Source organism: Helicobacter sp. 23-1044 (assembly GCF_053654695.1).
In genome coordinates, this window is sequence record NZ_JBSIUQ010000007.1 from 1 (window position 1) to 22,850 (window position 22,850).

The 22,850-nt window shown below is 41.4% G+C and carries 25 protein-coding genes; 6 read left to right on the top strand and 19 right to left on the bottom strand.

Annotated elements, in window-relative coordinates; genetic code table 11:
* Positions 1–591 (top strand): hypothetical protein (locus ACWIUD_RS06930; RefSeq protein WP_454147980.1); only part of this gene is annotated, 591 nt, incomplete at its 5' end.
* A gap of 82 nt (positions 592–673) precedes the next feature.
* Here the strand turns inward: ACWIUD_RS06930 and ACWIUD_RS06935 are convergent.
* The 5 genes from ACWIUD_RS06935 to ACWIUD_RS06955 all read right to left on the bottom strand — a co-directional run bounded on the left by ACWIUD_RS06935 (position 674) and on the right by ACWIUD_RS06955 (position 6,556).
* Positions 674–1,021: a hypothetical protein gene (locus tag ACWIUD_RS06935; protein WP_454147982.1), complete on the bottom strand. Its 348-nt coding sequence runs from the start codon at positions 1,019–1,021 to the stop codon at positions 674–676.
* A 20-nt stretch (positions 1,022–1,041) separates the two neighbouring features.
* Entirely contained in the window at positions 1,042–1,617 is a 576-nt protein-coding gene (locus ACWIUD_RS06940) for a class I SAM-dependent methyltransferase (RefSeq protein WP_454147984.1), read from the bottom strand.
* Between the two features lie 157 nt (positions 1,618–1,774).
* Positions 1,775–3,520, bottom strand: a complete 1,746-nt coding sequence (locus tag ACWIUD_RS06945; RefSeq protein WP_454147986.1) for a flagellar hook-basal body complex protein — start codon at positions 3,518–3,520, stop codon at positions 1,775–1,777.
* Position 3,521: 1 nt separating this feature from the next.
* Positions 3,522–4,349, bottom strand: a complete 828-nt coding sequence (gene flgD, locus ACWIUD_RS06950) for a flagellar hook assembly protein FlgD (protein ID WP_454147988.1) — start codon at positions 4,347–4,349, stop codon at positions 3,522–3,524.
* A gap of 8 nt (positions 4,350–4,357) precedes the next feature.
* A complete protein-coding gene (locus ACWIUD_RS06955; protein WP_454147989.1) occupies positions 4,358–6,556 on the bottom strand; it encodes a flagellar hook-length control protein FliK in 2,199 nt (732 codons plus the stop codon).
* A gap of 91 nt (positions 6,557–6,647) precedes the next feature.
* Here ACWIUD_RS06955 and ligA point away from each other — a divergent pair, with 91 nt between their 5' ends.
* Positions 6,648–8,954 (top strand): NAD-dependent DNA ligase LigA, encoded by a 2,307-nt coding sequence (gene ligA, locus ACWIUD_RS06960; protein ID WP_454147990.1) that lies wholly within the window; start codon positions 6,648–6,650, stop codon positions 8,952–8,954.
* Positions 8,955–9,002: 48 nt separating this feature from the next.
* On the opposite strand, the gene ACWIUD_RS06965 is transcribed toward ligA, so the two are convergent.
* From ACWIUD_RS06965 to ACWIUD_RS06975, 3 genes are all read right to left on the bottom strand, one after another.
* Complete coding sequence (locus tag ACWIUD_RS06965; protein WP_454147992.1) at positions 9,003–9,128, bottom strand: hypothetical protein; 126 nt, start codon at positions 9,126–9,128, stop codon at positions 9,003–9,005.
* A 22-nt stretch (positions 9,129–9,150) separates the two neighbouring features.
* Entirely contained in the window at positions 9,151–9,609 is a 459-nt protein-coding gene (locus ACWIUD_RS06970) for a hypothetical protein (protein ID WP_454147994.1), read from the bottom strand.
* Positions 9,610–9,814: 205 nt separating this feature from the next.
* On the bottom strand, positions 9,815–9,967 hold the full coding sequence (locus ACWIUD_RS06975) for a hypothetical protein (RefSeq protein WP_454147996.1): 153 nt from the start codon (positions 9,965–9,967) through the stop codon (positions 9,815–9,817).
* 215 nt (positions 9,968–10,182) lie between these two features.
* On the opposite strand from ACWIUD_RS06975, the gene ACWIUD_RS06980 reads away from it, so the two are divergent.
* Both ACWIUD_RS06980 and ACWIUD_RS06985 read left to right on the top strand, forming a co-directional pair.
* Positions 10,183–10,323: a hypothetical protein gene (locus ACWIUD_RS06980; protein WP_454147998.1), complete on the top strand. Its 141-nt coding sequence runs from the start codon at positions 10,183–10,185 to the stop codon at positions 10,321–10,323.
* A 41-nt stretch (positions 10,324–10,364) separates the two neighbouring features.
* Complete coding sequence (locus ACWIUD_RS06985; RefSeq protein WP_454148000.1) at positions 10,365–10,526, top strand: hypothetical protein; 162 nt, start codon at positions 10,365–10,367, stop codon at positions 10,524–10,526.
* 24 nt (positions 10,527–10,550) lie between these two features.
* On the opposite strand, the gene ruvX is transcribed toward ACWIUD_RS06985, so the two are convergent.
* The 6 genes from ruvX to minD are packed head-to-tail and all read right to left on the bottom strand — an operon-like array spanning position 10,551 to position 16,654.
* Positions 10,551–10,928: a Holliday junction resolvase RuvX gene (gene ruvX / locus ACWIUD_RS06990; RefSeq protein ID WP_454148002.1), complete on the bottom strand. Its 378-nt coding sequence runs from the start codon at positions 10,926–10,928 to the stop codon at positions 10,551–10,553.
* Positions 10,925–11,878, bottom strand: a complete 954-nt coding sequence (gene dprA / locus ACWIUD_RS06995) for a DNA-processing protein DprA (protein WP_454148004.1) — start codon at positions 11,876–11,878, stop codon at positions 10,925–10,927. Before dprA ends, ruvX begins: the two co-directional genes overlap by 4 nt.
* Positions 11,875–13,965: a hypothetical protein gene (locus tag ACWIUD_RS07000; RefSeq protein WP_454148006.1), complete on the bottom strand. Its 2,091-nt coding sequence runs from the start codon at positions 13,963–13,965 to the stop codon at positions 11,875–11,877. Before ACWIUD_RS07000 ends, dprA begins: the two co-directional genes overlap by 4 nt.
* Positions 13,962–15,608, bottom strand: coding sequence for a divergent polysaccharide deacetylase family protein (locus tag ACWIUD_RS07005; RefSeq protein ID WP_454148008.1), 1,647 nt, complete (start codon positions 15,606–15,608; stop codon positions 13,962–13,964). Before ACWIUD_RS07005 ends, ACWIUD_RS07000 begins: the two co-directional genes overlap by 4 nt.
* A gap of 9 nt (positions 15,609–15,617) precedes the next feature.
* The gene (gene minE, locus ACWIUD_RS07010) at positions 15,618–15,854 is read right to left on the bottom strand and encodes a cell division topological specificity factor MinE (protein ID WP_454148010.1); all 237 of its coding nucleotides are present in this window, start codon (positions 15,852–15,854) and stop codon (positions 15,618–15,620) included.
* Positions 15,851–16,654 (bottom strand): septum site-determining protein MinD, encoded by an 804-nt coding sequence (minD, locus tag ACWIUD_RS07015; RefSeq protein WP_454148012.1) that lies wholly within the window; start codon positions 16,652–16,654, stop codon positions 15,851–15,853. The genes minE and minD overlap by 4 nt, the downstream gene beginning before the upstream one ends.
* Before the next feature lie 101 nt (positions 16,655–16,755).
* On the opposite strand from minD, the gene pflA reads away from it, so the two are divergent.
* Both pflA and ACWIUD_RS07025 read left to right on the top strand, forming a co-directional pair.
* Positions 16,756–17,496 carry a pyruvate formate-lyase-activating protein gene (gene pflA / locus ACWIUD_RS07020; RefSeq protein ID WP_454148014.1) on the top strand — a complete coding sequence of 247 codons (741 nt, stop codon included), beginning with the start codon at positions 16,756–16,758 and terminating at the stop codon, positions 17,494–17,496.
* Positions 17,486–17,749 (top strand): hypothetical protein, encoded by a 264-nt coding sequence (locus ACWIUD_RS07025; protein ID WP_454148016.1) that lies wholly within the window; start codon positions 17,486–17,488, stop codon positions 17,747–17,749. Before pflA ends, ACWIUD_RS07025 begins: the two co-directional genes overlap by 11 nt.
* A gap of 11 nt (positions 17,750–17,760) precedes the next feature.
* Here ACWIUD_RS07025 and ACWIUD_RS07030 read toward each other — a convergent pair whose 3' ends face one another.
* From ACWIUD_RS07030 to rfbG, 5 genes are all read right to left on the bottom strand, one after another.
* Entirely contained in the window at positions 17,761–19,002 is a 1,242-nt protein-coding gene (locus tag ACWIUD_RS07030; RefSeq protein ID WP_454148018.1) for a UDP-glucose dehydrogenase family protein, read from the bottom strand.
* On the bottom strand, positions 18,999–20,156 hold the full coding sequence (locus ACWIUD_RS07035; protein WP_454148020.1) for an NAD-dependent epimerase/dehydratase family protein: 1,158 nt from the start codon (positions 20,154–20,156) through the stop codon (positions 18,999–19,001). The genes ACWIUD_RS07030 and ACWIUD_RS07035 overlap by 4 nt, the downstream gene beginning before the upstream one ends.
* Complete coding sequence (locus ACWIUD_RS07040) at positions 20,054–20,407, bottom strand: hypothetical protein (protein ID WP_454148021.1); 354 nt, start codon at positions 20,405–20,407, stop codon at positions 20,054–20,056. Before ACWIUD_RS07040 ends, ACWIUD_RS07035 begins: the two co-directional genes overlap by 103 nt.
* Positions 20,408–20,504: 97 nt before the next feature.
* Positions 20,505–21,611, bottom strand: a complete 1,107-nt coding sequence (locus tag ACWIUD_RS07045) for a radical SAM protein (RefSeq protein WP_454148023.1) — start codon at positions 21,609–21,611, stop codon at positions 20,505–20,507.
* A gap of 126 nt (positions 21,612–21,737) precedes the next feature.
* Positions 21,738–22,835, bottom strand: coding sequence for a CDP-glucose 4,6-dehydratase (rfbG, locus tag ACWIUD_RS07050; RefSeq protein ID WP_454148025.1), 1,098 nt, complete (start codon positions 22,833–22,835; stop codon positions 21,738–21,740).
* Positions 22,836–22,850 lie beyond the last annotated feature (15 nt).

Below are 22,850 nucleotides of genomic sequence, written 5' to 3' on the forward strand. Positions count from 1 at the left end.
GTGGAAAGTCTCTTTTTTGGCGCAGAATCTGGCGATGAATACAAATATTATTTGCCACCATATCAGCGATTTTGCCATATTTCAAAGGGATTTTACACAAATGAAAAAAATTGCGTTTTCCCATATTTTCATCCCGGCGGATTGTGTCACAATAAGCAAATAATGCTTGCACTTGGCGGATATAATGAAAATGAATATCCCGCAGGAGATACGCTATTTATCCGCCGTGTGTGCCAAAAATACGCCGTTTTGGTCTATCAAAAATTCTTGCATTTATCGCGCCAAGAGATAAATGAGGGGTTAAAAGGCGGTATTGAGGATAAATACGCCTATCAACTTTTTTATTTTTACAAAGATTGCATTCCTGCAAGTGCGCTTTTGAGGCGATTTTATTTAGGGCGATTGAAAGGGGACTTTGAAAATAATTTTTGGCGCAATCGTAGCGTGGATACAAGCATTACAAACGCACTTTATAAAAATGTCAATCTTAATTTTAGTGCGTTTGAGAAAATCATAATTTTTGCCCTGCGTCTCAAAAATAAAATCGCAACACTTGGTAACAAAATCGCTATCAATAAATATTTGCGGTAGATTCTGCGAAAAACGCTTCATTTTGTCATTCTGAGCGAAGCGCGTTAGCGCGTAGCGAAGAATCTCAAAAATTTCGCAGAATCTACATTTGATAAACCGCAATCACCGTGTGCCCAAACGCATCTTTTGGGATTTTGATAAATCGCCTCCCAAAAATGCCAAAGCGATTTATGACCTTCCGCAAAATGCCCCTATCAATAAGTGGCGTTTTGAGAAAATATTTCGCCCATATCGTGGATTTATAAAAGTCAAAATGGACGCTTTGCACGGGTTCGTGGTAGATTTCCAAAAGTGTGAGATTAAACTCCCTTGCGATAAATTCTAGCGTTTTGTCGCTGTAACGACTGATGTGATGTGGAAGCATATTTAAAATGCCATTTACGGCGTATTTTAGGAAAGAGTCTTCGCTAGGAACGGCGATAATTAGCAATTTCGCAGAATCTGCGGTTTTTAACTTATTCTGCCCCCCCCCCTATTTGGCATCAAACAAGAGATTTGCGCTTCTAAAAATTCTCGTGGATTTGCCGTGTGCTCTAATACCTGAAAACTACACGCCACGCTAAATTCGCTATCATTTTGCTTGGCAAAATCTTGCACTAAAATATTTTGGATATTGACGCCATTTTGCGATGCTAGTTCCTTTGCTTTGGTGCTAAATTCTAATCCTACATAATCCGCCACCCCTTGCAAACTTTTACCAAACACACCCGCGCCACATCCCACTTCAAGCACTCTTGCGCCATTTTTGATAAACTTTCTAGCAAAGTCATATTCATTTTTCTCCGCCAAATAATACCAACTATTTTTGATTAACTCCGTGTAGAAATCATCGTCGCCTGTGGGAATTTCGCCATTTTGCAGTCTAAAAAATCGCAAATCGCAATTTTTGCAATGCACATATTCCACATCCTGCGTCAAAATATGTCGCACGGAAACGCCCATTTTTGCGTAAAGTGCGATTAAATCACTCGCCTTTATTCGCTCTAACAAACTCAAATTTTGCGATTCACATAAAATACATTTCATTTTTTACTCCATTTCGATAGATTCTGCGATTTTAGCACATTTTCGCAGAATCTAGCGTGAAATTTGGCGCAGAATCTAGCGTGAAATTTGGCGCAGAATCTAATCGCGCAAATTTCTCACCAAAATCTCACACGATTTTCTCGCAAAATCCGCAAATCTACCTTTTCAAATTTATCGCCTCTTTTATTAAATCATCGCCTGTGGTGAATGCCTTTGCATTCATCGAATATCCGCGCTGATAGACGATTAAGTCCGTCATCGCGTCCGCAGGATTGACATTGCTACTCTCCAAATATTTATGCAAAATCTGCCCGAAGCGAAGTGCGCCCTTTTCATCCCACCCAATAAGCGGTGCGCCACTTGCCGGAAGCGAATTTTGCCCTAAATACTGCGCCATCTCAAAGAGATTGCCCCCCACTTTTTGCAAACCTTGGTCATTGACAAACGCCACCACGCCCACGCGCCCCATTTTTTCAGTCACACCATTTGTAAAAGACAAACTTATAATGCCATCATTATCGATGCCGATGTGCGCGAGTTCGCCCTTTTGTGTGCCGTCCTTCGCAGTATCTAGCACCGCAGAATCCATATACGCCACATTGCTACTTTTGCGCTTTTCGCTCCCTAAAATGCTGTATTCCACGCTTTTGTCGCCATAAGTTAGCGTTATGGGGGCAGATTCTGCGTTGCCATCTTTGTCAAACGCAATGCTGTGGGCGACTTTCTCCCCTATCAAAGTTTCGCCATCTTTTGTGTAAATCCCGCTCTCCACACTCCAAACCTGCTCATTTTCGCCATTTTCGCTTAAAATGTAGCGCGAAATTATTAGCATTTTATCGCCGTTGTCGTTGAAAATTTCGGTGGTGGTTTTGTAGTTTGCAAACGCTAATTTGTCGCTTTGAAATCCAAAGTTTGTCAAATCCGCGCCCCCGCTCATCCCAAGTCGCTCAAAGAGTTTCCCACCTACGCTGATTTTCGCAGAATCTAGCGTAGAATCTGTGGCAGATTTTTTTATCTCCAAAACCAACTTTTTATCGATTTTCCCCTCCGCATTTCGCGCAAAATCAAGCGTTAATCCCGTCTCTTTTTCAAGTGCCTCTTTCAAATCCTTAAATGTGCGAAAATCCTCATAATGAAATTCATAGTCGATTATCTCGCCATCTTTTTCCACGCTGATAATCCCGCTATTATACGCTGTGGCGTTGAAGTTTTCGCCCCCCACCACAAGCGCATTTATGTCCATATTCATCAACTTTTCTTCATCAACTTCGCCATTTTCGTTTAAGAAAAACGGATAGGAATTTAACTCGCTTTTGTTTGCATTTAAGTTTAGCGCGATATTTGCATAGGTGCTCTCCGTAGGTCCAAAGTGCAGATTCTGCGGGATTTGAAGCGGTTTTACCTCGCTTGTTGCTAAATTTTCCTCATCATTTTGCGGATTGCTAATAAAAACGCCGTCCTTTATTTTTCCCAAATCCACGCCAAGCATATAATATCCCGCGCTATTTACCACAAATCCCTCCGCATCGCGTGAAAATGAACCATCTCTCGTAAAATACACGCCTTTTTTATTGTCGCCATCAAATGAAATGCCTTCATTATCCCCTACGACAAACCACCCTTTTCCCGCGTATGCCACGCTAAACTCGCCATCACTTTCTTTGTAAGAACCATCATTATTTGAGATTGCGTTTGCTGCGGAAGTCGCGCCATAATTCATATCGCTTTTTACAGGCGAAGCAGGATTTGCCGTGCTTAATGCGGTGGAAAAGAGACTTTTAAACGCAGGCATATTCGCGCGATAACCTGTGGTGTTGATATTTGCGATATTATTTGAAGTCGAGTCTAATCCAAATTGATGCGTGCGAATCCCGCTCACGCCGTTATAAAGTGTCGAATTCATCTTATGCCCCTTGTTTTAGGTAAAATTCTAGCGCATCTTCAAGTGGCACGATAAGTTCGCCCATCCGCAAATGCACCTTTCCATCATTTAAAATCACGCTTTGCACTTCGCCACGCCCCACACGCGCGAGATTGTAAGTGCCATCGCCTTTAAAATTATACTGCGCGATGATATTATACGCGCCACTTGGGAGATTTTGCCCCTTATCATCCTTGCCTTCAATGCTAAAATGCAAGTATCCGCTCATCCCATTTTTATCGCTAATGTCAATCTCGCGGATTGTTTCGCCACTCTCATTTTGCACCAAAATCTTTGGCGTCCCCAAACTCGCATTTATCGCTTCATCGAAATATAATTCAAAGTCCATTTTTTGATTTTCAACGAGATTTAGTCCATTTATCTTTGTCTCTGCGATTTTGCCAATCATCTCTAATCCACTCGGCGCACCCGCACTTTGCGCTAAATTCGCAGAATCTTTGTTTGCTAAAACGGCGATTAGATTTTCTAGTGCGATTTTCATATCGCTTTGCAAGTCTTTTAACTCTTTGTTCGTCTCTTGCGTGGATTTCATCGCGTTTGCGACTTCTATCATCGTTTGCTTTGTTTGCTCTTGCATTTCGACTTGCGTTAATTGCGCGGTTTGGGTTATGATTTTGTCCGTCTCCATCGGCGAAGTAGGGTCTTGATTTTTGAGTTGCTCTAAAAATAATCGCATAAATGCTGTGTTGTCTAATTTATTTGGTTCTGCCTTTGGTTTGTTTTTTTGCGCGGCATTGTAACCGCTTACTTCGTTTAGATTTATGGGTGATTTTACTTCGCTTGCTTCCATTTTTGCCCCTATGCGTAGTTATTTATTATCATAATTTCAAACTTTTCATCATTTTCGTCACTCTGTTTTAAGCGAAAATCATTCCTATATTTTTGCTCATAACGCCACTTTCCGCTATTGTCGCTAAATCCCATCTGCGCGCCATTGCTAAAACTCATCGCCACATTTTCATACCCAATCTGCGCGAGTGCCGAGCGTAAGTCGCTTTGATTTTGGATGAATAAATTTAGTGTTTGCTGATTTGAGTGGAGTTGAATTTGAATATTTTTGCCCTGCGAAATTATGCTAACCTCCACGCTTCCCAAGTTTGCGGGTTGCAACTCGATTGTGATTTTTGAAATGGGGGGTTTATAATTTTGGATTTCCTGCTTTAAATTATTTGCAAAATTTTTCATAACTTCTTTTGCGTCAAAGATTTTATGCTCGATTTTTGAGGTGGATTCTGCGTTTGAAATGATGCTTATTTCTTGCGTATTTTTCGCAGAATCTTTTGGCGAATCTTTTGCAGAATCTTTCGCAGAATCTAATGCGGTTTCTTTTTTGGATTCTGCGAATTTTTCATTTTTTAGAGCGATTTGCTTTATGTCATTTTCTTTGTTTTCCGCAGAATCTAGGGCATTTTTTAGGGGAGATTCTGCGAGTTTATTTTGCGAAGATTCTGCGAGATTTTTTGAGGCAGATTCTGCGATTTTGTTTTGCGAAGATTCTGCGATATTTTTTTGCGAAGATTCTGCGATTTTATTTGGCGTGGAGGATTTTTCTAAATTTTCTCCATTCTTTGCGGAGGATTCACTCAAACTTCCCCCGTTTTTTGCGGAGGTTGAATCGAATTTTTCCCCCTCCCTTGCGGAGGTTGAATCGAATTTTTCCCCCTCCCTTGCGGAGGGGGCAAGGGGGTGGGTAGAATTTTTAGATTCTGTAATTTTCGCATTAGATTCTGCACTTTTCGCAGAATCTGCGTTGATTTTTTCATCAATTTTTGGTGCTTTTATGTTTTCAAAAATGCTATTTTTTTCGCCCATTTTTGTGTATTTTATGCTTTGTAAATTTAGCGATAATTCATCTGCTTTTTTGATTAAATCGCTTAGTTTTTTGCCATCGCTTGGTGTGAGAAGTGAGAGTGCGTCAAACGCCTTAAACGCGCCGTATTTTAGCGTATTTTTAATGCCTAAATTGCCATTATTTTGTGCCTCAATTTTTGGATTTATTAGCGCAGAATCTTTTGTAAAATCATCGTTTAAATGCGCTAAATTTTCTGCATTTTGCATAAGATTTTTTTCAACATTTTGCATTTCATTTTTCGCAGAATCTAATGCGCCATTTTTTGCGGAGAATTCATTTAAAAATCCCCCCTCCCTTGCGGAGGGGGTTAGGGGGTGGGTAGAATTTTTAGATTCTGCGTTTTTCGCAGAATCTTGCGTAGTTTCGATTTTATTTTTCGCAGAATCTAATGCGCCATTTTTTGGCAAATCGCTTAATAAATTAGATTTTTTTTGTGCGGAGAATTCACTTAAATTTTCCCCATTTTTTGCGGAGGATTCACTCAAATTTTCCCCGTTTTTTATGGAGGATTTTCCTATTTGTTCCCCCTCCCGTGCGGAGGGGGCAAGGGGGTGGGTAATTTTCACATTAGATTCTGCGATTTTCGCGCTAGATTCTGCGATTTTTGCAGAATCTTTTGCATTTTGCGCCACATTTTTCGCAGAATCTGCCACATTTTTTTCCACATTTTTCTCCACATTTTTCCCCACATTGTTTCCCACATTTGGCGACATTTTTGGCGAAAAATCTTTTGTGGAATCTTTAATCTGCGGCGTTTGATTTAGTTTTGCATTTATTGCTTTTGGGCGAGAGAGGATTTCATCAAGCGGGGATTTTGGCGTGGATTGCGGTTTTTCCTCGTTTTTACTTTTCAAAATATCGCTTAAAATCTCGCTTTTTTTCGCAGAATCTTTTGCATTTTGCGCCACATTTTTCGCAGAATCTGCCTTCAAATCCACCGCAGAATCTGCCAAATTTTGCGTGATTTTTGGCGCAGAATCTGCCTTTTTTGCATCGCTCAAATTTGCATTTTTAAAGTCCGCTTTTGTGGGCGCAGTAGTTTTACCTAAATCTTTTATAAAGTCGGCAAACGCCCTACCTTGCGGACTTTTCGCTCGTTTTGTGGCGATGGAATTTTGCGTCTCTTTGCTTATCGTTTCAACCAAAATCACCCTTTTTTTTATAATTTTCCACGCAATTTAAAGCAAAAAATATTCCGCAAAACGCTATAATTTCACAAATTTTTAAGGCAAAATGATGGATAAAAACGAATATTTAGCAAAAGTCGCCACCGCAAATGCGTGGATGAGCGCGTATTACGAGGCGGATGAACCTTTGGCAAGCGATGAGGAATATGACGCACTAATCCGTGAAATCCGCGCATTTGAGGGCGCAAACCCGCATTTGATTATCGCAGAATCTCCCACGCAAAATATCGCCCCAAAAGTCCAAAGCGAGTTTTACAAACTCGCCCACCGCGCGAAAATGTGGAGTATGGAGGATGTCTTTGATGAAGCGGAACTCCGCGCGTGGGCGGTGCGTGCGAAGTGCGAAAATGACTTTTTTGTCGAACCAAAATTCGATGGGGCAAGTTTAAATCTCACTTATGAAAATGGAGAGTTGATAAGTGGCGCAACGCGCGGAGATGGCGAGATTGGCGAGGATGTGACGCTAAATGTGCGCACCATTTCAAGCATTCCAAAACGCATAAATTACGCAAAGCGCATTGAGATTCGTGGCGAGGTGGTGATTTTAAAAGCGGATTTTGACTCGCTAAATGAAGCACGAAAACGCGCAGGGCAGAGCACTTTTGCAAATCCGCGCAATGCTGCAAGTGGCAGTTTGCGAGTGCTTGATACCAAAATCACAAAAGAGCGAAACCTTATGTTTTACCCGTGGGGCGTGGGCGAAAATGACTTGCACTTTGCCAAACATAGCGAGGTGATGGAGTTTGTGCGGAGTTTGGGATTTTTAAAGGATGATTTTGTGGGCGTGTGTGAGAATTTGGAGGGCGTTTTAAATGCGTATAGCGCGCTTTTATCGCAAAGAGAGAGCAAGAAAATGATGATGGATGGGATGGTTGTGCGTGTGAATGACCTAAAAAAGTGCGCTGAATTGGGGCATACGATTAAGTTTCCAAAGTTTATGGCGGCATTTAAATTCCCCGCGCTTGAAAAAACCACGCGCCTAATTAGCGTAAATCTGCAAGTGGGGCGAAGTGGCGTAATCACGCCTGTGGCGGAGGTTGAGAGCGTTGAGATTGAGGGGGCGAAGGTGCGCTTTGCCACGCTGCATAATTTTGATGAAATCGCCCGTCTTGGCGTGAAAATCGGGGATTTTGTAAGCATTATCCGCAGTGGCGATGTCATCCCAAAAATCACAAAAATTTATGCAAATCGGCGAAACGGCGATGAGCGCGAGATTTCCCGCCCTACGAAATGCCCGATTTGCCAAAGCGAAGTGGCGGATTTAGGCACATTTATCAAGTGCCAAAATCTAAACTGCCCCGCGCGTGTGGTGGGCGAAATCACGCATTTTGTCTCCAAAAAGTGCCTAAATATCGATGGTTTTGGCGAGAAAATCGTGCAGTTTTTATTTGACGCGGGGAAAATCCGCGCGCCACGCGATATTTTCTTTTTGAGTGAGGCGGATTTCGCGGGGTTAGAGGGATTTAAGGAAAGGAAAATCAGCAATCTTTTAGGCGCGATTAAAAACGCAAGGAAAACGCCTCTGCACCGCTTTATAAACGCGCTTGGCATCGAGCATATCGGCGAAGTGGCGGCAAAGAAAATCGCGCGAAAATTTGGAGCGCGGTGGGTGGAAAGGGAGTTCGCGGACTTTCTGGCAATCGATGGGTTTGGCGTGGAGATGGCAAAGTCGGTGGCGGAGTTTTTGCGTGTGAATAAAAGTCGCGTGGTGGAGTTTTATGAGATTTTGGACTTCGCAGAATTTGGTGAGAATTTTGTAGAATTTGGCGTGAAAATCGCAGAATCCGCAGAATCTAATGCGAAATCCGTAGAATCTAATGCGAGTTTTGCAGAATCCGCAGAATCTAGCGCAAACGCAGAATCTAACGCGAAAATTGTAGAATTTGCAGAATCTAACGCGAAAACTTCCACTGCGGAGGGCAATTCCAAAAATTCCCCCTCCATTGCGGAGATTGAATCGAATTTTTTCCCCTCCATTGCGGAGGATTCACACAAAAATTCCCCCTCCCTTGCGAAGGGGGTTAGGGGGTGGGTATCAAAATCCTCCGCAGATTCTGCGAATTTTGAAGGCAAACCAAATTTAGATTCTGCTGATTTTTGTCATTTTGGCGAAAAATCTCAAAAAAATACTTCGGCGATTGCAGGGAAAATTTTTGTGATAACAGGCACGCTTTCTCGCCCACGAGATGAGTTTGTGGAGATTATTGAGCGTTTGGGCGGGAGGGTGAGTTCGGCGATTTCATCCAAAACGCATTTTTTGCTTTGCGGGGCAAACGCAGGTAGCAAACTCACAAAGGCGCGGACTTTGGGCGTAAAATGTATCGATGAAAGCGAATTTTTTGAGATGATAAAATAGCGCAATGGCGTTAATGCGCCAAATCCGCAGAATCTGTATTGCGTTCCGTTATTGCGAGATTCGGCAACGCCGAATCGTGGCAATCCACATTTTTTTGTCATTCTGAGCAAGTGAAACGAGCGAAGAATCTCTATTTAGATTCTGCGATTTGCGCTTGATTTGCAGAATCTGCATTGCGTTCCGTCATTGCGAGATTTTATGAATTGCAAATTTCTCCCCTTATTGTCATTGCGAGATTTTGCGTAGCAAAATCGTGGCAATCTATTATTTTGTCATTCTGAGCCGTAGGTGAAGAATCTCTTTTATTTTGAGATTTTTCGCTTCGCTCAAAATGACAAATTAAAGTGCAAATCGCAGATTCTGCCACTACTTCGTCATTGCAAGGTATGAAGTGCCGAAGCAATCTATTAGATTCTGCGATTCTGCGATTTTGTGAGATTTTTCGCTTCGCGCGAGAATAGCAACAATTTGGCAGATTCTGCGAATAAAATAAAAACGCAGAATCCCCACTTTGCTTTTTCAATTTTTGGATTGCTTCGTCCTTGCCTTTGGCAAGGACTCGCAATGACGAAAGGTTGAATTTTACCCACCCCCTAGCCCCCTCCGCAAGGGAGGGGGAATCTCTTTTGTCATTGCGAGATTTTATGAATTGCAAACTTCTCCCCTTATTGTCATTGCGAGATTCTGCGTTAGTAGAATCGTGGCAATCTATTATTTTGTCATTCTGAGCAAGTGAAACGAGCGAAGAATCTCTATTTAGATTCTACGATTTTTTGAGATTTTTCGCTTCGTGCGAGAATAGCAACAATTTGGCAGATTCTGTGAATGAAATATAAAACACAGAATCCCCACTCTGCTTGTTAAGTTTTTGGATGGTTGCTTCGCTTCGCTCGCAAATTCTGCGAATTGCTTCGTTGCACTCGCTTTGTTTCGCGCGCCTCGCAATGACGAAGTGAAGCAGATTCTGCGTTTGAAGTTTTTGCACTATTATTTTTTTTGATTATTTTACCCACCCCCTAACCCCCTCCGCAGGGGAGGGGGAAATTGAAACCCTAAAATATTGCAGAATCTAGTGCGCCATTTTTGTCATTGCGAGATTCTGTGAAATTATTACGCCGTCATTGCGAGATTTTATGAATTGCAAACTTCTCCCCTTATTGTCATTGCGAGATTTGCGAATGCAAATCGTGGCAATCTATTTTCAGATTCTGTGTTTATGTGAGATTTTGTGCCATACTTCACGCTAGATTCTGCGAAATTTGGATTAGATTCTGCGATTCTGCTATATTTTTGCTATCGCAAAATTTTGGATTGCCACGAAAATCCTTGCGGATTTTCTCGCAATGACGAAGTGGCGATTCTCTTTTGATTTTTGGATTGCTTCGCCTTTGACTTTGGCAAGGACTCGTAATGACGAAGTGGGGACAGATTCTGCGTTTGAAGTTTTTGCGCTATTATTTTTTGATTATTTTACCCACCCCCTTAATCCCCCTCCGCAAGGGAGGGGGAATCTCTTTCGTTATTGCGAGATTCGGCAACGCCGAATCGTGGCAATCTATTTGGTATTTTTAAATTTTGCGTTTAGATTCTGCGTTTTTAGCATTTTTCTGCTAAATATCGCTCTAAAATTATCATCGCTGATAAACTATCTAGCGTTCCATCTTTGCGGAGTTTTTTGCTTTTCTTTCGTCCGTTTATGTGCGTTTGTGCTTCCGCCGAACTCAAATTTTCATCGACAAATTTTATATCCCCTTCAAACGCCACTAACGCCAAAATCGCTTCTAGCGCACCGCTTAACTCTTCTTTGACTTCTCCAATCACCAAAATCTTTGCCTTTTTTTCGCATAAAATCGCGCTTAAATCCCCCGCCACCTGCGAATCGCTTTGAAATTTTATCGCACCAAGTGGCAAAATCAACTCGCCACATTTCCACGCCACGCCAATGCGCTTCAATCCAAAGTCAATCGCAATCACCGCGCAACTCCAATATTATTGCCCTCCCGCACGAGCTTTCCATCGAACTCATACTCCAAAATCTTATTTCCAAACTTTGCAAGCGCATCCTCAAAAGCGGGATTTTTCGCGCAAAATGCCAAAATTTCATCGCTAGATTCTGCGCTATTGGCAAAATCCGCGCTAGATTCTACGCCAAAAATCTCTTTTATAAAATCATCGATATTATAAATCGCTCTCGCCTTGCCCTGCGCCAAAAGCGCATTTGTGAGCGTGCTTTCATCGTAGCGATGCGGGATTGTAAAAATGGGTTTATTTAAGCGCAGGGCGTAGTTTGCGCTAGAATGCGTCCCGCTTTTCAAATCGCCCTGTGGCAAAATCACAATGTCGCTAAGTGCCACCACAAGGCGATTTCGCTCCAAAAAACTAAAACGATGTGGCACATAATCCTTCTCATATTCGCTTAAAATGAGCGCGGATTCTGCGATTTGGGCGATGATTTTGGCATTTTCGCGCGGATAGATGATATCAAGCGAACTTGGCGAAATCATAATCGTGCGTGGCATTGCGCCCGTGTGTGCGATAATATCGACACCCAAAGCACCGCCACTTACCACCACAGCGTGTTTTGCGATGGCGTGGGCGAGTTTTGCGGTGAGTGATTTTGTGTAGGGATTTGGCGTGCGAGTGCCTACAATGGCGACTTTGAGCGAATCTAAAAGCGATAAATCGCCTTTGTAAAAAAGTGATTTTGGCGGGTTTTTGAGATTTGCGAATTTTTGTGAGAGATTTTGTGAAATTTCTTGCGTGAGATTTTGTGAATCGCATTTTAGATTCGGCGGATTTTCGGCGTTTTGTGAATCAAAATTTAGATTCTTCGCTCGTTTCACTAGCTCAGAATGACAATCTTGGGACAGATTCGCTGAATCGCAACGATTCAGCAATAAATCCAATCTTTTCACTTCGCTCATTTACTCGCCACCCGTGAAATTAGCGACTTTTGCAAGGCAAATGGCATTCGCACCAAATCGCCATCAATCTTAACTCCGCACCTTTGGCAAAACTCATCGATTTCATCATCTGCGCCAAAAATTTTTATGTAGTTTTTCACGCTTTGCTCCCAATTTATCGCACTTTGCGTCCCTAAATGCTTATCAAACTCCGCCAAATACGCGATTTTATAAATCGCACAAATCCGCTCCGCCCAAAATGGCACTTTCACATACTCGCCAAAAATCGCGCCTAACTTCTCCGCTTCGCCCTTGTGCGCTGAATCTAGCGCATTTTTCGCCACCGCCTCAAAGTCCGCGCTAAAATCCTTAAACTCCACTAGATTTTGCAGCTCTTCAAACTCATTTGCGAGTTTATAGACTTCAACTCGCCTATTTTTGGCAATCAACTCTAAAAATTCTCGCTTTTTTGCAACCGCAATATTTAGCGAAATAATCGTATCTTTATACGCCGAAAAGTTCAGCAAAAAGGCGTAGATTCTCTCAAACTCCGCATAATTATCCGCCTTTTTTGCCTCCAAAAGTTTATCATAAAAGTTCTCCCCAAGTGCCAGCACCTTTTTATACAGCGCGCACTCTTTCAAATACGCAAAGTTGCCCACAAGCGCAAAATACGCCTTAAAATCCTGCTCTTTGATAAAACTATCCGCTTCGGCAAAAATATGCAAGTTATTTAAAAGCTGCATTGCGGCGTCTTTTTTGGGCGTTTTCAAAAATGCCTCCAAATATCGCTTTGCCAAAATGGCGTCATTTGGACTATCCTCTAAAATTTTTCGCGCGCTGTTAAATGCCCTCTGCCACGCGTCCTCCAAACTCTCATAATATGAAGTTTTCAGCAAAAACTTCGCATTTAAAGTCATATTATACGCCTCTTCAAAGGCGTTTTTCTCAACCAAATCTTTAAACTTTTTCACCGAATCTTTTTTATCCAAATACACCGCAAAGGCACTTTTTTTCGCCAAATCTTGCGCTGTGAAGGGATTTGTAAGCGCAATCGCTAAATCAATTTTATTTTCGCCCAAAAGCGAAATCGCTTTTTTTAAAATCCCCTCCCAATCATCATCAAACACCTTCGCACAGGGCAAAAGCGAAAGAAAAATATTTTTCTCTAACATTTCACTTGCAAGGGCGTAATCTTTCGCCCTGCACGCATTTTCAAACGCTCCATCATCTTTGTAGCTAATGATGACAACTTCGCCATTTATCCCGCCTAAAAATATGCACCCCAAATGCAAGCATACCGCGCTAATGCCAAGAAGCGATTCAGCACTCAAATAAAAAATGACGCGATTTTCAGCGGTATTTACCAAATATATCCCGCCGTCTCTTGCCCCAACGATGGCGATTTTTGCCACTTCATCTATGCAAAATACATTCGCCCACGCGCTAAAAATATTTGCGCTACTAGTGATTTCCCTTGCGCTAATATCATAAATGATGGATTTAAAATCCCGCGAGATTAGCATAACTTTTGTGTTTGATTCGAAGAATTCGCCCCATTCGATGACTTCATTTGTGTAAAAAATGGCAACCATTTTTGCCCGTTTTAAGTCAAAAATCACATTGCTTTTATCAAAGCAACTAGCAAAAATAAAGCGTGAATCGCGCGAAAAGTTAAGCGAAGCAATGTAGTCTGGGCGGTAGGGCAAGGATAGGATTTTTTTAAAATCGCTTGTGGTGTAGATATAAATGCGCCCATCCTCCCCGCCACTCGCAAAAAACGCAGAATCTTCGCTAAAACTTGACGCGCTAATCGCCTTTGTGTGCGAAGTGATTTTGGCGTATTTTTTTATGCGAGATTCTGCGATTTTAGCGATGATTGCGCTATTTTCGGCACACGCACAGATGAAATTTGCATTTGCGCTATTGCCTTTGGCAAACTTATGCAACGCTGAATCTGATAATGTTATTTGCGTTTTTAGTGCGCCATTTTCAATCAAAGACGCCCTACCATCTTGCGTTACGACACTTACGCCGTTTTGGATTTTGCCAATGCTTTGTGGCGCACTGCCTAAATCAAAGCGATTTAAGATTTTGATATTTTTCATTTAAAAAGCGAAGTTGTGTATTTTGTGATTTTTGCGCGTTTTAGCGCAGAATCTAGCTCGTTTAAATAGACGATTTCTACTTCTTTTAAAATGCTGTTTTTGGCGACTTTTAGCGCATTTAGCGTTTCTTTGTGCGGATGGGCTATTAAAATCGCGTAACCTTGCGCCTTTGCGATTTTCACCCCTTCGCTAATTTGCGCACTCAAAGACGCAGAATCTAGCGCATTATCGATAAAAATATCGCGTTGCAAAATTAGGCGATTTTGCTCTTGCGCGATGGCGGGGAGCGCGGTATTTGGCGTGGTGCGCGAATCGACAAATGCGATATTATGCAAATCTAGCAACGAAAGCAAAAGCGTCATTTTGTCCTTGTTTGCGGTGAATTTGGAGCCGGTGTGGTTGTTTAGATACTTCGCATTTGGCATTGTGCGCTTTATTTGCTCGATTGTTGCTTGGATTTTTTCTTTGCTGTCATTTAGCGTGATTGTATCCATCTCGTCCTTGTAGGCGAGTGCTTCAAGGGGCAAATGCACCATAAAAAAGTCTAAATTTTGGAGTGCCGCGCGCATTTTGGCATTTGAATCTTTAAGCGGGAAAATGGATGGCGTGAGCTTCAATCCCACGCTTTTAAGGGCGTCTAATTGCTTTGTGTTTGCGATGTCATCGATGATAATTACAATCTTTGGTTTGGGCGACTCTAAAATCTTTTTATAAATCTTTGGTTTTTTGCGCTTCGTCAAATCCGCTGAATCTTGTGCTGAATCTTTTGTTGAATCGCTTGTCAAATCCGCCGAATCTTGTGCTGAATCTTTCGCCGAATCCGTAGATTTCGCCAAATCTCGCTCAATCAAAATGCTATCTTTGTAATCCTGCGCTTCGGACGAAAAGGGGCGTTCATAGTTGCGTTTTTTGAAATATTTTGTGGTGTAGGATTCGAAATTTTTTGCATTTTGCTCTAAGAGATTGATTTTTGATTCGGTGGATTCTGCGCTTTTGGCGGATTTTTGGGCAGATTCTGCGTTTTGCGTGTGAATCGTAGAAACTATATTGCTCTCCGTCATTGCGAGATTCTGCGTAGCAAAATCGTGGCAATCCACATTAAAATTGTCATTCTGAGCGGAGCACGAAGTGCGAAGCGAAGAATCTATTTTTAGATTCTGCGATTTTGTATTAGATTCTGCGTTTTTAGTTTCATTCGCAGAATCTGCAATAGTTTCGCCATTTTTATCATTTGTTTCGCTAATTTTTTTTCGCAAAAGGGCTGCACCCCCCGCCCCGCTCCCCCTACTCGCCAAAAGCTGCCGCTTTTCGCTTTTAGGGGGAGAGCCTCGCTTATCCGCTTCTAGCAAAAAATCGGCGGTTGCACTACTGCAACCTTGAATCCGATTTTTTGCACCACGAAGCGGGCGAGTTTTGGGTGCTTCGCACGGATTATTTTTTTTGGATGGTTGCTTCGCTTCGCTCGCAAATTCTGCGAATTGCTTCGTTGTTTTCGCTTCGCTCAAACTGCCTCGCAATGACGAAGTGGTGGTAGATTCTGCGTTTAGATTCTGTAAAGTTTCACCACTCTCTACTTTTAAAAGCACGATATTATCCGCGCTTAAAAAACTTGCAAAAATTATCCCCCACAAAAGCAAAAGCACCAAAACGCCCTAATTTAGCTTGATTTCAATCTCTAACATATTGATATTTTGATTTGAATCTGTCTTAAAGTGGATATTTTGCGTGCCCGCGCCTGTGTATTTTTTGATGACTTCGATGATTTCATTTCGCATTTCGTTTATATAGGGCAGATTCGTGCTGCGCTCGGTGGCAAGGACGATTGATAGGCGATTTTTAGCAATCTTTGCCGAATCGCCCCGCCCCAAAATTCTATCTAAAAAACTCATTTAAAAAACCCCTTTATCGTTGATAAAAATCCCGTGCTTTCAACTTCAAACGCCACTTCATTGCCTAAAATGCGCTCGCAAATATTATTATACGCCTTTGCAGACTTTGAATTTTTATTGTAAATCACAGGTTCGCCCTTGTTTGTGGCACTTACCACCTTCTCATCTTCGCTAATCAGCCCAATCAGCGGGATTGCCACGATATTTAGCACATCATCTTTGTCTAACATTTCGCCTTTTTTCACCAAATCATATTTGATTCGATTGATGATTAGGTGCTTTTGCACTTCTTTACCCGCCTTTGCAAGCTCGCTCTTTGCGTCAATTATGCCAATCACCCTATCGGCGTCCCGCACCGAGCTAACTTCGGGATTTACGACAATTAACGCCCTATCCGCGCAGAAAATCGCGTGTTCAAACCCGCCTTCAATCCCCGCAGGCGAGTCAATTAGCACAAAATCAAACTTGCTCTTTAAATCCACAAGTAGATTTTTGACTTTATTTTTATCCAAAATCGTTTTGTCCTTGCTTTGCGAAGCGGGGAGAAAGAAAAGATTTTTTGCTTTTTTGTCATTTATAAGTGCCTGATTTAGGTTGCATTTGCCCTCCATCACATCGATGACATCAAAGACTATGCGATTTTCAAGTCCCAAAATCATATCCAAATTGCGAAGTCCTATGTCAAAATCGATTGCCACGACTTTTTTGCCTTTGTTTGCGAGTCCAACGGCGATATTGCCCACCGCCGTGCTTTTGCCAACGCCACCTTTGCCCGAAGTTATGGTGATAATCTGTCCCAAGATATTGCCTTTGAAAAATATTTTTAAATCAAAATTCTAGCAAAAATCAGTCCGCAATTTTGTATAATTTCGCAGAATCTAGCAATTTTTAGGAAATAATAATGAAAGAAATCATCAAAAACTGCCCCAAAATCAAGGCAAAAGTGCATTCAATCGAAACATTTGGCGCGGTGGATGGACCGGGCATTCGCTTTGTGCTATTTTTGCAAGGGTGTCATTTGCGCTGCCTCTACTGCCACAATCCCGACTCGTGGGACTTAAACGGCGGAATGGAAGTGAGTTTAAAAAATATTTTGAAAAATATTTTGAGTTATAAAAAATTCTACAAAAAAGGTGGCGTGACGATTTCAGGGGGCGAACCGCTCTTACAGCACGAGTTTTTATACGAACTGCTAGGTGCGCTAAATGCGCTAGGACTTCACAGCGCGATTGATACGAATGGATTTATCGATTTGAAATTCAGCAAAAAGTGCATTGAGCGGGCAAATATGCTACTTTTGGATATTAAAGAATTAAGCGAAAATGACTGCATAAAACTCACAGAATACAGCAATGAAAACACGCTAAAAACGCTTGATTTTTGCGAGAGTATCGGCAAATGCGTGTGGATACGCTTTGTATGTGTGCCAAAATGGACTTTGAGCGATGAGAAACTGCATAAATTAGGCGCGTTAGCGAAGCGATACTCGTGCGTGGAGCGCGTGGATTTAATCCCATTTCATCAATTAGGCGCGTATAAATACAAAGAGTTGAATTTGGAATATAAATTAGAAAATTTGCAAACGCCAAGTGAAAGCGAAATGCAACACGCAAGGGCGATTTTGGCGGAATATGGATTTTAGGGCGTTTAGAATGTGCGGATTTTGGGGAGTTGGGGAGTTTAGATTCTGCGAAATTTGGGGATTTTGGGGTTTAGATTCTGCGTTTGGTGGCGAAAAAAAGGGCGGTTTTTGGGCGAAAAAATGTGGCAGATTCTGCGTTTGGTGGCGAAAAAATGCGGTTTTTTGGCGAGATTCTGCGGATTTGGATTGCCACGACTTGCAAGCAAGTCTCGCAATGACAAAACACATTAGATTCTGCGATTTTTTACATTAGATTCTGCGAATCTAAACAAATCTTAAATTATAGATTTTTTTATCCACATTAAGATTGCAAAAATCCTTCCACGCAGTGGCGATTATCAAAACATCGCACATCTCAGCGACTTCCTCCAAACTATCGCAATACACAAGTGGCAAATTATAAGTTTTTTGAAAAATCTCATTTGCCATCGGGTCAAAAGCATAGATATTTTTAAATCCGCAATTTAGCAGTTTTTGCGTCAACATCGCCGACTTACTATCTCTGCAATCATCGCTATTTGGTTTAAATGACAATCCCAAAATGCCGATTTTAGCGCATTTTTCGCATTCACTGCTAATTTTTTCCACATAAAAATCCACAATATCGCCATTGATTTGCAACACTTTTTCCAAAATCTCCGCCTTTGCCCCTTTGTCATTTGCCTTTTTTGCTAACGCCAAAGTATCTTTTGGCAAGCAGTATCCGCCAAATCCAAGTCCGGGATAAAGATAACTTGTGATATTTGCAGGATTTCCAAAAAATCGCTTATCCAAATGCAAGGTTCTAAATGCGAGTTTTGTGTCGATATCGCCCAGAGATTCTGCGATGATGCTCATTTCATTGCTATAACTAATCAAAGTCGAAAGGCAGGTGTTGCTTAGATATTTGATAAATTCTGCGGTGTTTGTGTTTGTCCAAATTAGCGGTGCGTTAAATGGTGCATAAATTTCGCTTAATATTTCTTTTACAGAATCTTTCGCAGAATCTGCCCCGATGACAATTCTATCTGGTTCTAAAAAATCGCTATATGCAAATCCCTCGCGCAAAAATTCGGGATTTGACGCGATGGGAATGCCACCGCTAATTTGCATAAAAACTTCGCAAACACTACAAGGCGGAACGGTGGATTTGATGACAAAAATCGCAGATTTTGCTAACTTTGACTTGCGTTTCACACATTCACAAATCGCAGATTTTATAAAGTCCAAATTCGCACTGCCATCCTCCCCCATCGGCGTCCCAATGCAAAAAAAGACGACATTCGCAGAATCCACCGCAGAATCTATATCATTTGTAATTTGCAGATTCTGCGATAGCGTGGCATTTAGTCCGTATTCCAAACCTTCCTCAAAAAATGGAATTTGCCCTTTATTTAGCATTTCAACTTTATTTTTATCAATCTCATATCCGCAAACTTTGTAATTTTTATCCCCCAAATGCTTTATTGCAAATCCCACCGCCGTGGTCAATCCCACAAATCCCATTCCAAACACTACAATTTTCATCTGTAATCCTTTAAAAACGATAGAAATCTACGCACGCCATCATTTACCAAAATCTGCGGATTGTAATTTAGCAATGCCCGTGCTTTTGCGATATTTGGGCATCTGCGAGTGGGATTATGCGCTAGGTATTCGCTATCATTTGAAGTGCCAAAAATAATTTTGCCTTTGTAGTTAAACATTTCCGCGCCAATATTTTGATAAATCTTTGCTAGTTCATCTACGCTAATTTCTGGCGCATCAATGCCAATGTTAAAATACTCAAACTCCCCAAAATAAAGCACCTTTAAATACCCAATAATCGCATCGCTAATATAGCAAAATGTCCGCTTTGGCGTCCCATCGCTCAAAATCTCAATATCCCTATTTTCCAAAATCGCCCTTGCAAAGTCCGCCGGGAGACGCAAATCATTCACATTCATCCCCGGACCATAATTATTAAATGGACGCGCAATTGTAAGTGGCAAATTATATTTTTTGGCAAATACATAGCACATCGTCTCGCCAAATCGCTTTGCCTCATCATAGCACGCACGCGCGCCAATGCAAGATACATTTCCGCGATATTCCTCATCTGTGGGGACGCTCAAAGCATCGCCATAGATTTCACTGCTCGAAAAAAACAAAAATCCCTTAATGTTTTTATCTTTGTAAAATTCAAGCAAATTTCGCAATCCCCAAATATTCGCATCCATTGTCTCAACTGGGAATTTTCGATAAAATGGTGGCGAAGCGATACTTGCTGCGTGGATTATAAAATCCGCATTTTTTGCAGACACAATATCGCTAATATCATCATTGATAATGCAAAATGGCAAAATCTCGCATTTATCGCTCAACTCATCAATCCATTTAGGACGCCGAAGCATAAAATTATCCAATCCAATAATGCGCTTGATTTTTAACTCCCCTGCAAACCTATCAAAAAACTTCATAAAATAAAATCCCAAAAATCCCGCGCAACCCGTGATTAAAATCGTTGCGTTGTCAAACTTTTTGCCATCGATATTTTGAAAAATATATTCCAAATCATTATTTACAATGTGATTTTCCATTATGCGACCTTTTGTGTGAGATTGAATGTGTAAAATGTGGTAGATTCTGCGAATTTTGCTAGATTCTGCGGATATTTTGTTATTTTCGTGCGAAAATGACAATTTGAAGTGCGATTCGCAGAATCTGTATTTAAAAACAATTCTAGTATTGATTGCTTCGCTACGCTCGCAAAACAAGGCGAAGCCGAAGTTTCTTTATTCAATTCTGCGAATTGCGGTGGAGATTTTGTATTTGTAAAAATTTTAGGGTGTGAGACTAGACTAGCGGTCTGCGAATACCCTAAAATTTTTACAAGTGCGAAAGATGCACCCGAAGACGAATTGAGCGAATTGTCTAGCGTTTTTTCTCCCACTCTGGGGCAAACGCTTCCCCCACTTGCACAAAACTCTGCTTCCTGTTCCAATTTGCGTGTGAACTTTGATAGCATAGTTTGCACTGCAAAGGCATTTCTACGATGCATTTTTGCAACCTTGCGGATTTCGCAGAATCTGGCGTAGAATCTGTCGCATTTGCAAACGGGGGGGGGGGGATTTTAAAGAAGTGTTTAATAATCTTAAATCACAATTATTTGCATTCACTCTTGCCCTAAAATTTTGAAATGCCTCGCTATTCCACGCACTCTCAAAGTCCGCAAATTCGCTAAATTTCCCTAGTTTCAAACTCGTGCTTTGGCAAGGGCGAATGCTATCATCACTTCCTATAAAAAAGTCCCTCCACCCCACAAAACAATCTTTATGATACTTATCACCCGCGATATCCTCGCCTTGAATAAAGGGCAGTTTTAGTTTTATATCTAATTTTTTGGCAACTTCTATCGCAGCATTAAATGCTTCGCGCACCAAATTTTGCTTATTATAAAGACTTTCACTTAGCATATCCGCGCTAAATGCACTCAAAAATACGACCTTGACTTCCTGCATATTTAGATTTTTTGCCAATTTCACCATTTTTGGCAATTCTCTAATATTTGACTCCATCGCAACAAAGACAAAATTCATATACGGATATTCCACGCCCAAAGCGCGCTTTTTCTCTTGGATTTGCGCGATATTTTGCGTAATTTTGCTAAACTTTGACCCAACGCGAATTTTGTCATTTATCGCAGAATCTGCCCCATCCAAACTCACCGCGATAATATCAACCTTATGTGTGAAAATATCATCGATAAATTTATCCAATCGCATTCCATTTGTTACGAAATATTTTCGCACATTGCTCTCATTTAATCGCCGTAAAAACTCGCTAAATTTGGGATTTATCGTGGGTTCGCCCCAACCAAATAGCGTGACTTCCTCGCAAACTTCAAGTGGTTTTTGCAACTTATCCAACACATCTAATTTTAAATAAGTTTGGTTGAATTCCGCTTCATCTCTCCCGCAAAAAATGCACTTAATATTGCACGCACTTGTCATCTCCAAAACGATTCTGCGTGGGTAACTTTTGAGTTTCAATGCGCCAGATTCTAACTCGGCGATATTTAGCGCGGAGTTTGCTTGTTGCTCTTTTGTAAGTGTGCTGTGGAATAGTTCCTTTGTCTTTGCTCGTAAAATTTTCATTATGCTGCCTTTTGTGAAGTTGAAGTAGATTTGTAAGAAAAAGTGTGAAAAGTGTCTGTGTTTTGGTTAGATTCTGCGAAAAATAAGGCAGATTCTGCGATTTGGGTAGATTTTGGGGAGTTTAATTTATGTTCTGCCCCCCCCCCTATTTGCGATTTTACTAAATGCGTTGCGATAGTCTTTTAACTGCGCCTCGCTTAAAATTTTGCCATTTTCATAATGTGATTTATACCACGAAATGCTTTGATTTATCGCGCAATCAATATCATAAAGTGACGAAAAATTTAACATTTGAAATGCTTTTGCAGAATCTAGCATTAGCAAGTTTGCCTCGTGAGGATTCGCAGAATCTTCTGTGATTTTAAAGGCGATTTTATCCCAAATCTTTTGTGCTTTGTGTAAAAACGCCTTTACGCTAATATTTGCCTCGATATGTGGGGCAAAGTTGAAACTCGTAGCAAAACTCACATCGCCTTGCAAAAGTGTCTCCCCAAGCATTAAATATCCGCGAAGTGGTTCTAGCACAAACTGCCAAGGGCGAGTGGCGTTTGGATTGCGGATGATAGTTGCAGTGCTAGATTCTACGCCACGCATCAAATCTGGCACAATTCTATCCACGCTAAAATCGCCCCCGCCGATGACATTTCCCGCCCTTGCAGTGGCGATTAGACAATTATGCGATTTTCCAAAATCGCCCACATTAAAAAAACTCTTTTGCATTGCACTTGTGATAATCTCCGCACACGCCTTACTTGCGCTATAAACATCATATCCGCCAAGTCTATCATTCTCTCTATATCCCCAAATCCACTCTTTATTTTCATAAACTTTATCCGTGGTGATGACTACAATCGCGCATAAATCTTTGAGATTTCTAGCGCATTCAAGGACATTTAGCGTCCCTAGCGCATTTGTGCTAAAAGTATCGATGGGATTTTTATAACTCTCTCTTACGAGCGGTTGAGCGGCGAGATGAAAAATAATGTGCGGACTAAAATCAAATAGCGATTTTTGGAGCGTTTCTTTATTTCGAATATCTGCAAATATCGTGCGGAAGCGACTTTCCCCGCCAAGCAAGGCAAAGTGATTTGGTTTTGTCTGCGGTGGAAGCGCATATCCGCACACTTCCGCCCCCAAACTCTCCATCCACAAACTTAACCACGACCCTTTAAATCCCGTGTGTCCTGTGATAAAAACGCGCTTTTTTTGATAAATATCTAACATTTTGACCCTAAAATT

Excerpts from the sequence above, each read along its gene's own strand:
- ACWIUD_RS06940 (WP_454147984.1), bottom strand. The coding sequence starts at position 1,617 with ATGAAATGTATTTTATGTGAATCGCAAAATTTGAGTTTGTTAGAGCGA.
- ACWIUD_RS06945 (WP_454147986.1), bottom strand. The coding sequence starts at position 3,520 with ATGAATTCGACACTTTATAACGGCGTGAGCGGGATTCGCACGCATCAA.
- flgD (WP_454147988.1), bottom strand. The coding sequence starts at position 4,349 with ATGGAAGCAAGCGAAGTAAAATCACCCATAAATCTAAACGAAGTAAGC.
- ligA (WP_454147990.1), top strand. The coding sequence starts at position 6,648 with ATGGATAAAAACGAATATTTAGCAAAAGTCGCCACCGCAAATGCGTGG.
- ACWIUD_RS06965 (WP_454147992.1), bottom strand. The coding sequence starts at position 9,128 with ATGCAGATTCTGCAAATCAAGCGCAAATCGCAGAATCTAAATAGAGAT.
- ACWIUD_RS06985 (WP_454148000.1), top strand. The coding sequence starts at position 10,365 with ATGACGAAGTGGGGACAGATTCTGCGTTTGAAGTTTTTGCGCTATTAT.
- dprA (WP_454148004.1), bottom strand. The coding sequence starts at position 11,878 with ATGAGCGAAGTGAAAAGATTGGATTTATTGCTGAATCGTTGCGATTCA.
- ACWIUD_RS07000 (WP_454148006.1), bottom strand. The coding sequence starts at position 13,965 with ATGAAAAATATCAAAATCTTAAATCGCTTTGATTTAGGCAGTGCGCCA.
- minE (WP_454148010.1), bottom strand. The coding sequence starts at position 15,854 with ATGAGTTTTTTAGATAGAATTTTGGGGCGGGGCGATTCGGCAAAGATT.
- pflA (WP_454148014.1), top strand. The coding sequence starts at position 16,756 with ATGAAAGAAATCATCAAAAACTGCCCCAAAATCAAGGCAAAAGTGCAT.
- ACWIUD_RS07025 (WP_454148016.1), top strand. The coding sequence starts at position 17,486 with ATGGATTTTAGGGCGTTTAGAATGTGCGGATTTTGGGGAGTTGGGGAG.
- ACWIUD_RS07030 (WP_454148018.1), bottom strand. The coding sequence starts at position 19,002 with ATGAAAATTGTAGTGTTTGGAATGGGATTTGTGGGATTGACCACGGCG.
- ACWIUD_RS07045 (WP_454148023.1), bottom strand. The coding sequence starts at position 21,611 with ATGAAAATTTTACGAGCAAAGACAAAGGAACTATTCCACAGCACACTT.
- rfbG (WP_454148025.1), bottom strand. The coding sequence starts at position 22,835 with ATGTTAGATATTTATCAAAAAAAGCGCGTTTTTATCACAGGACACACG.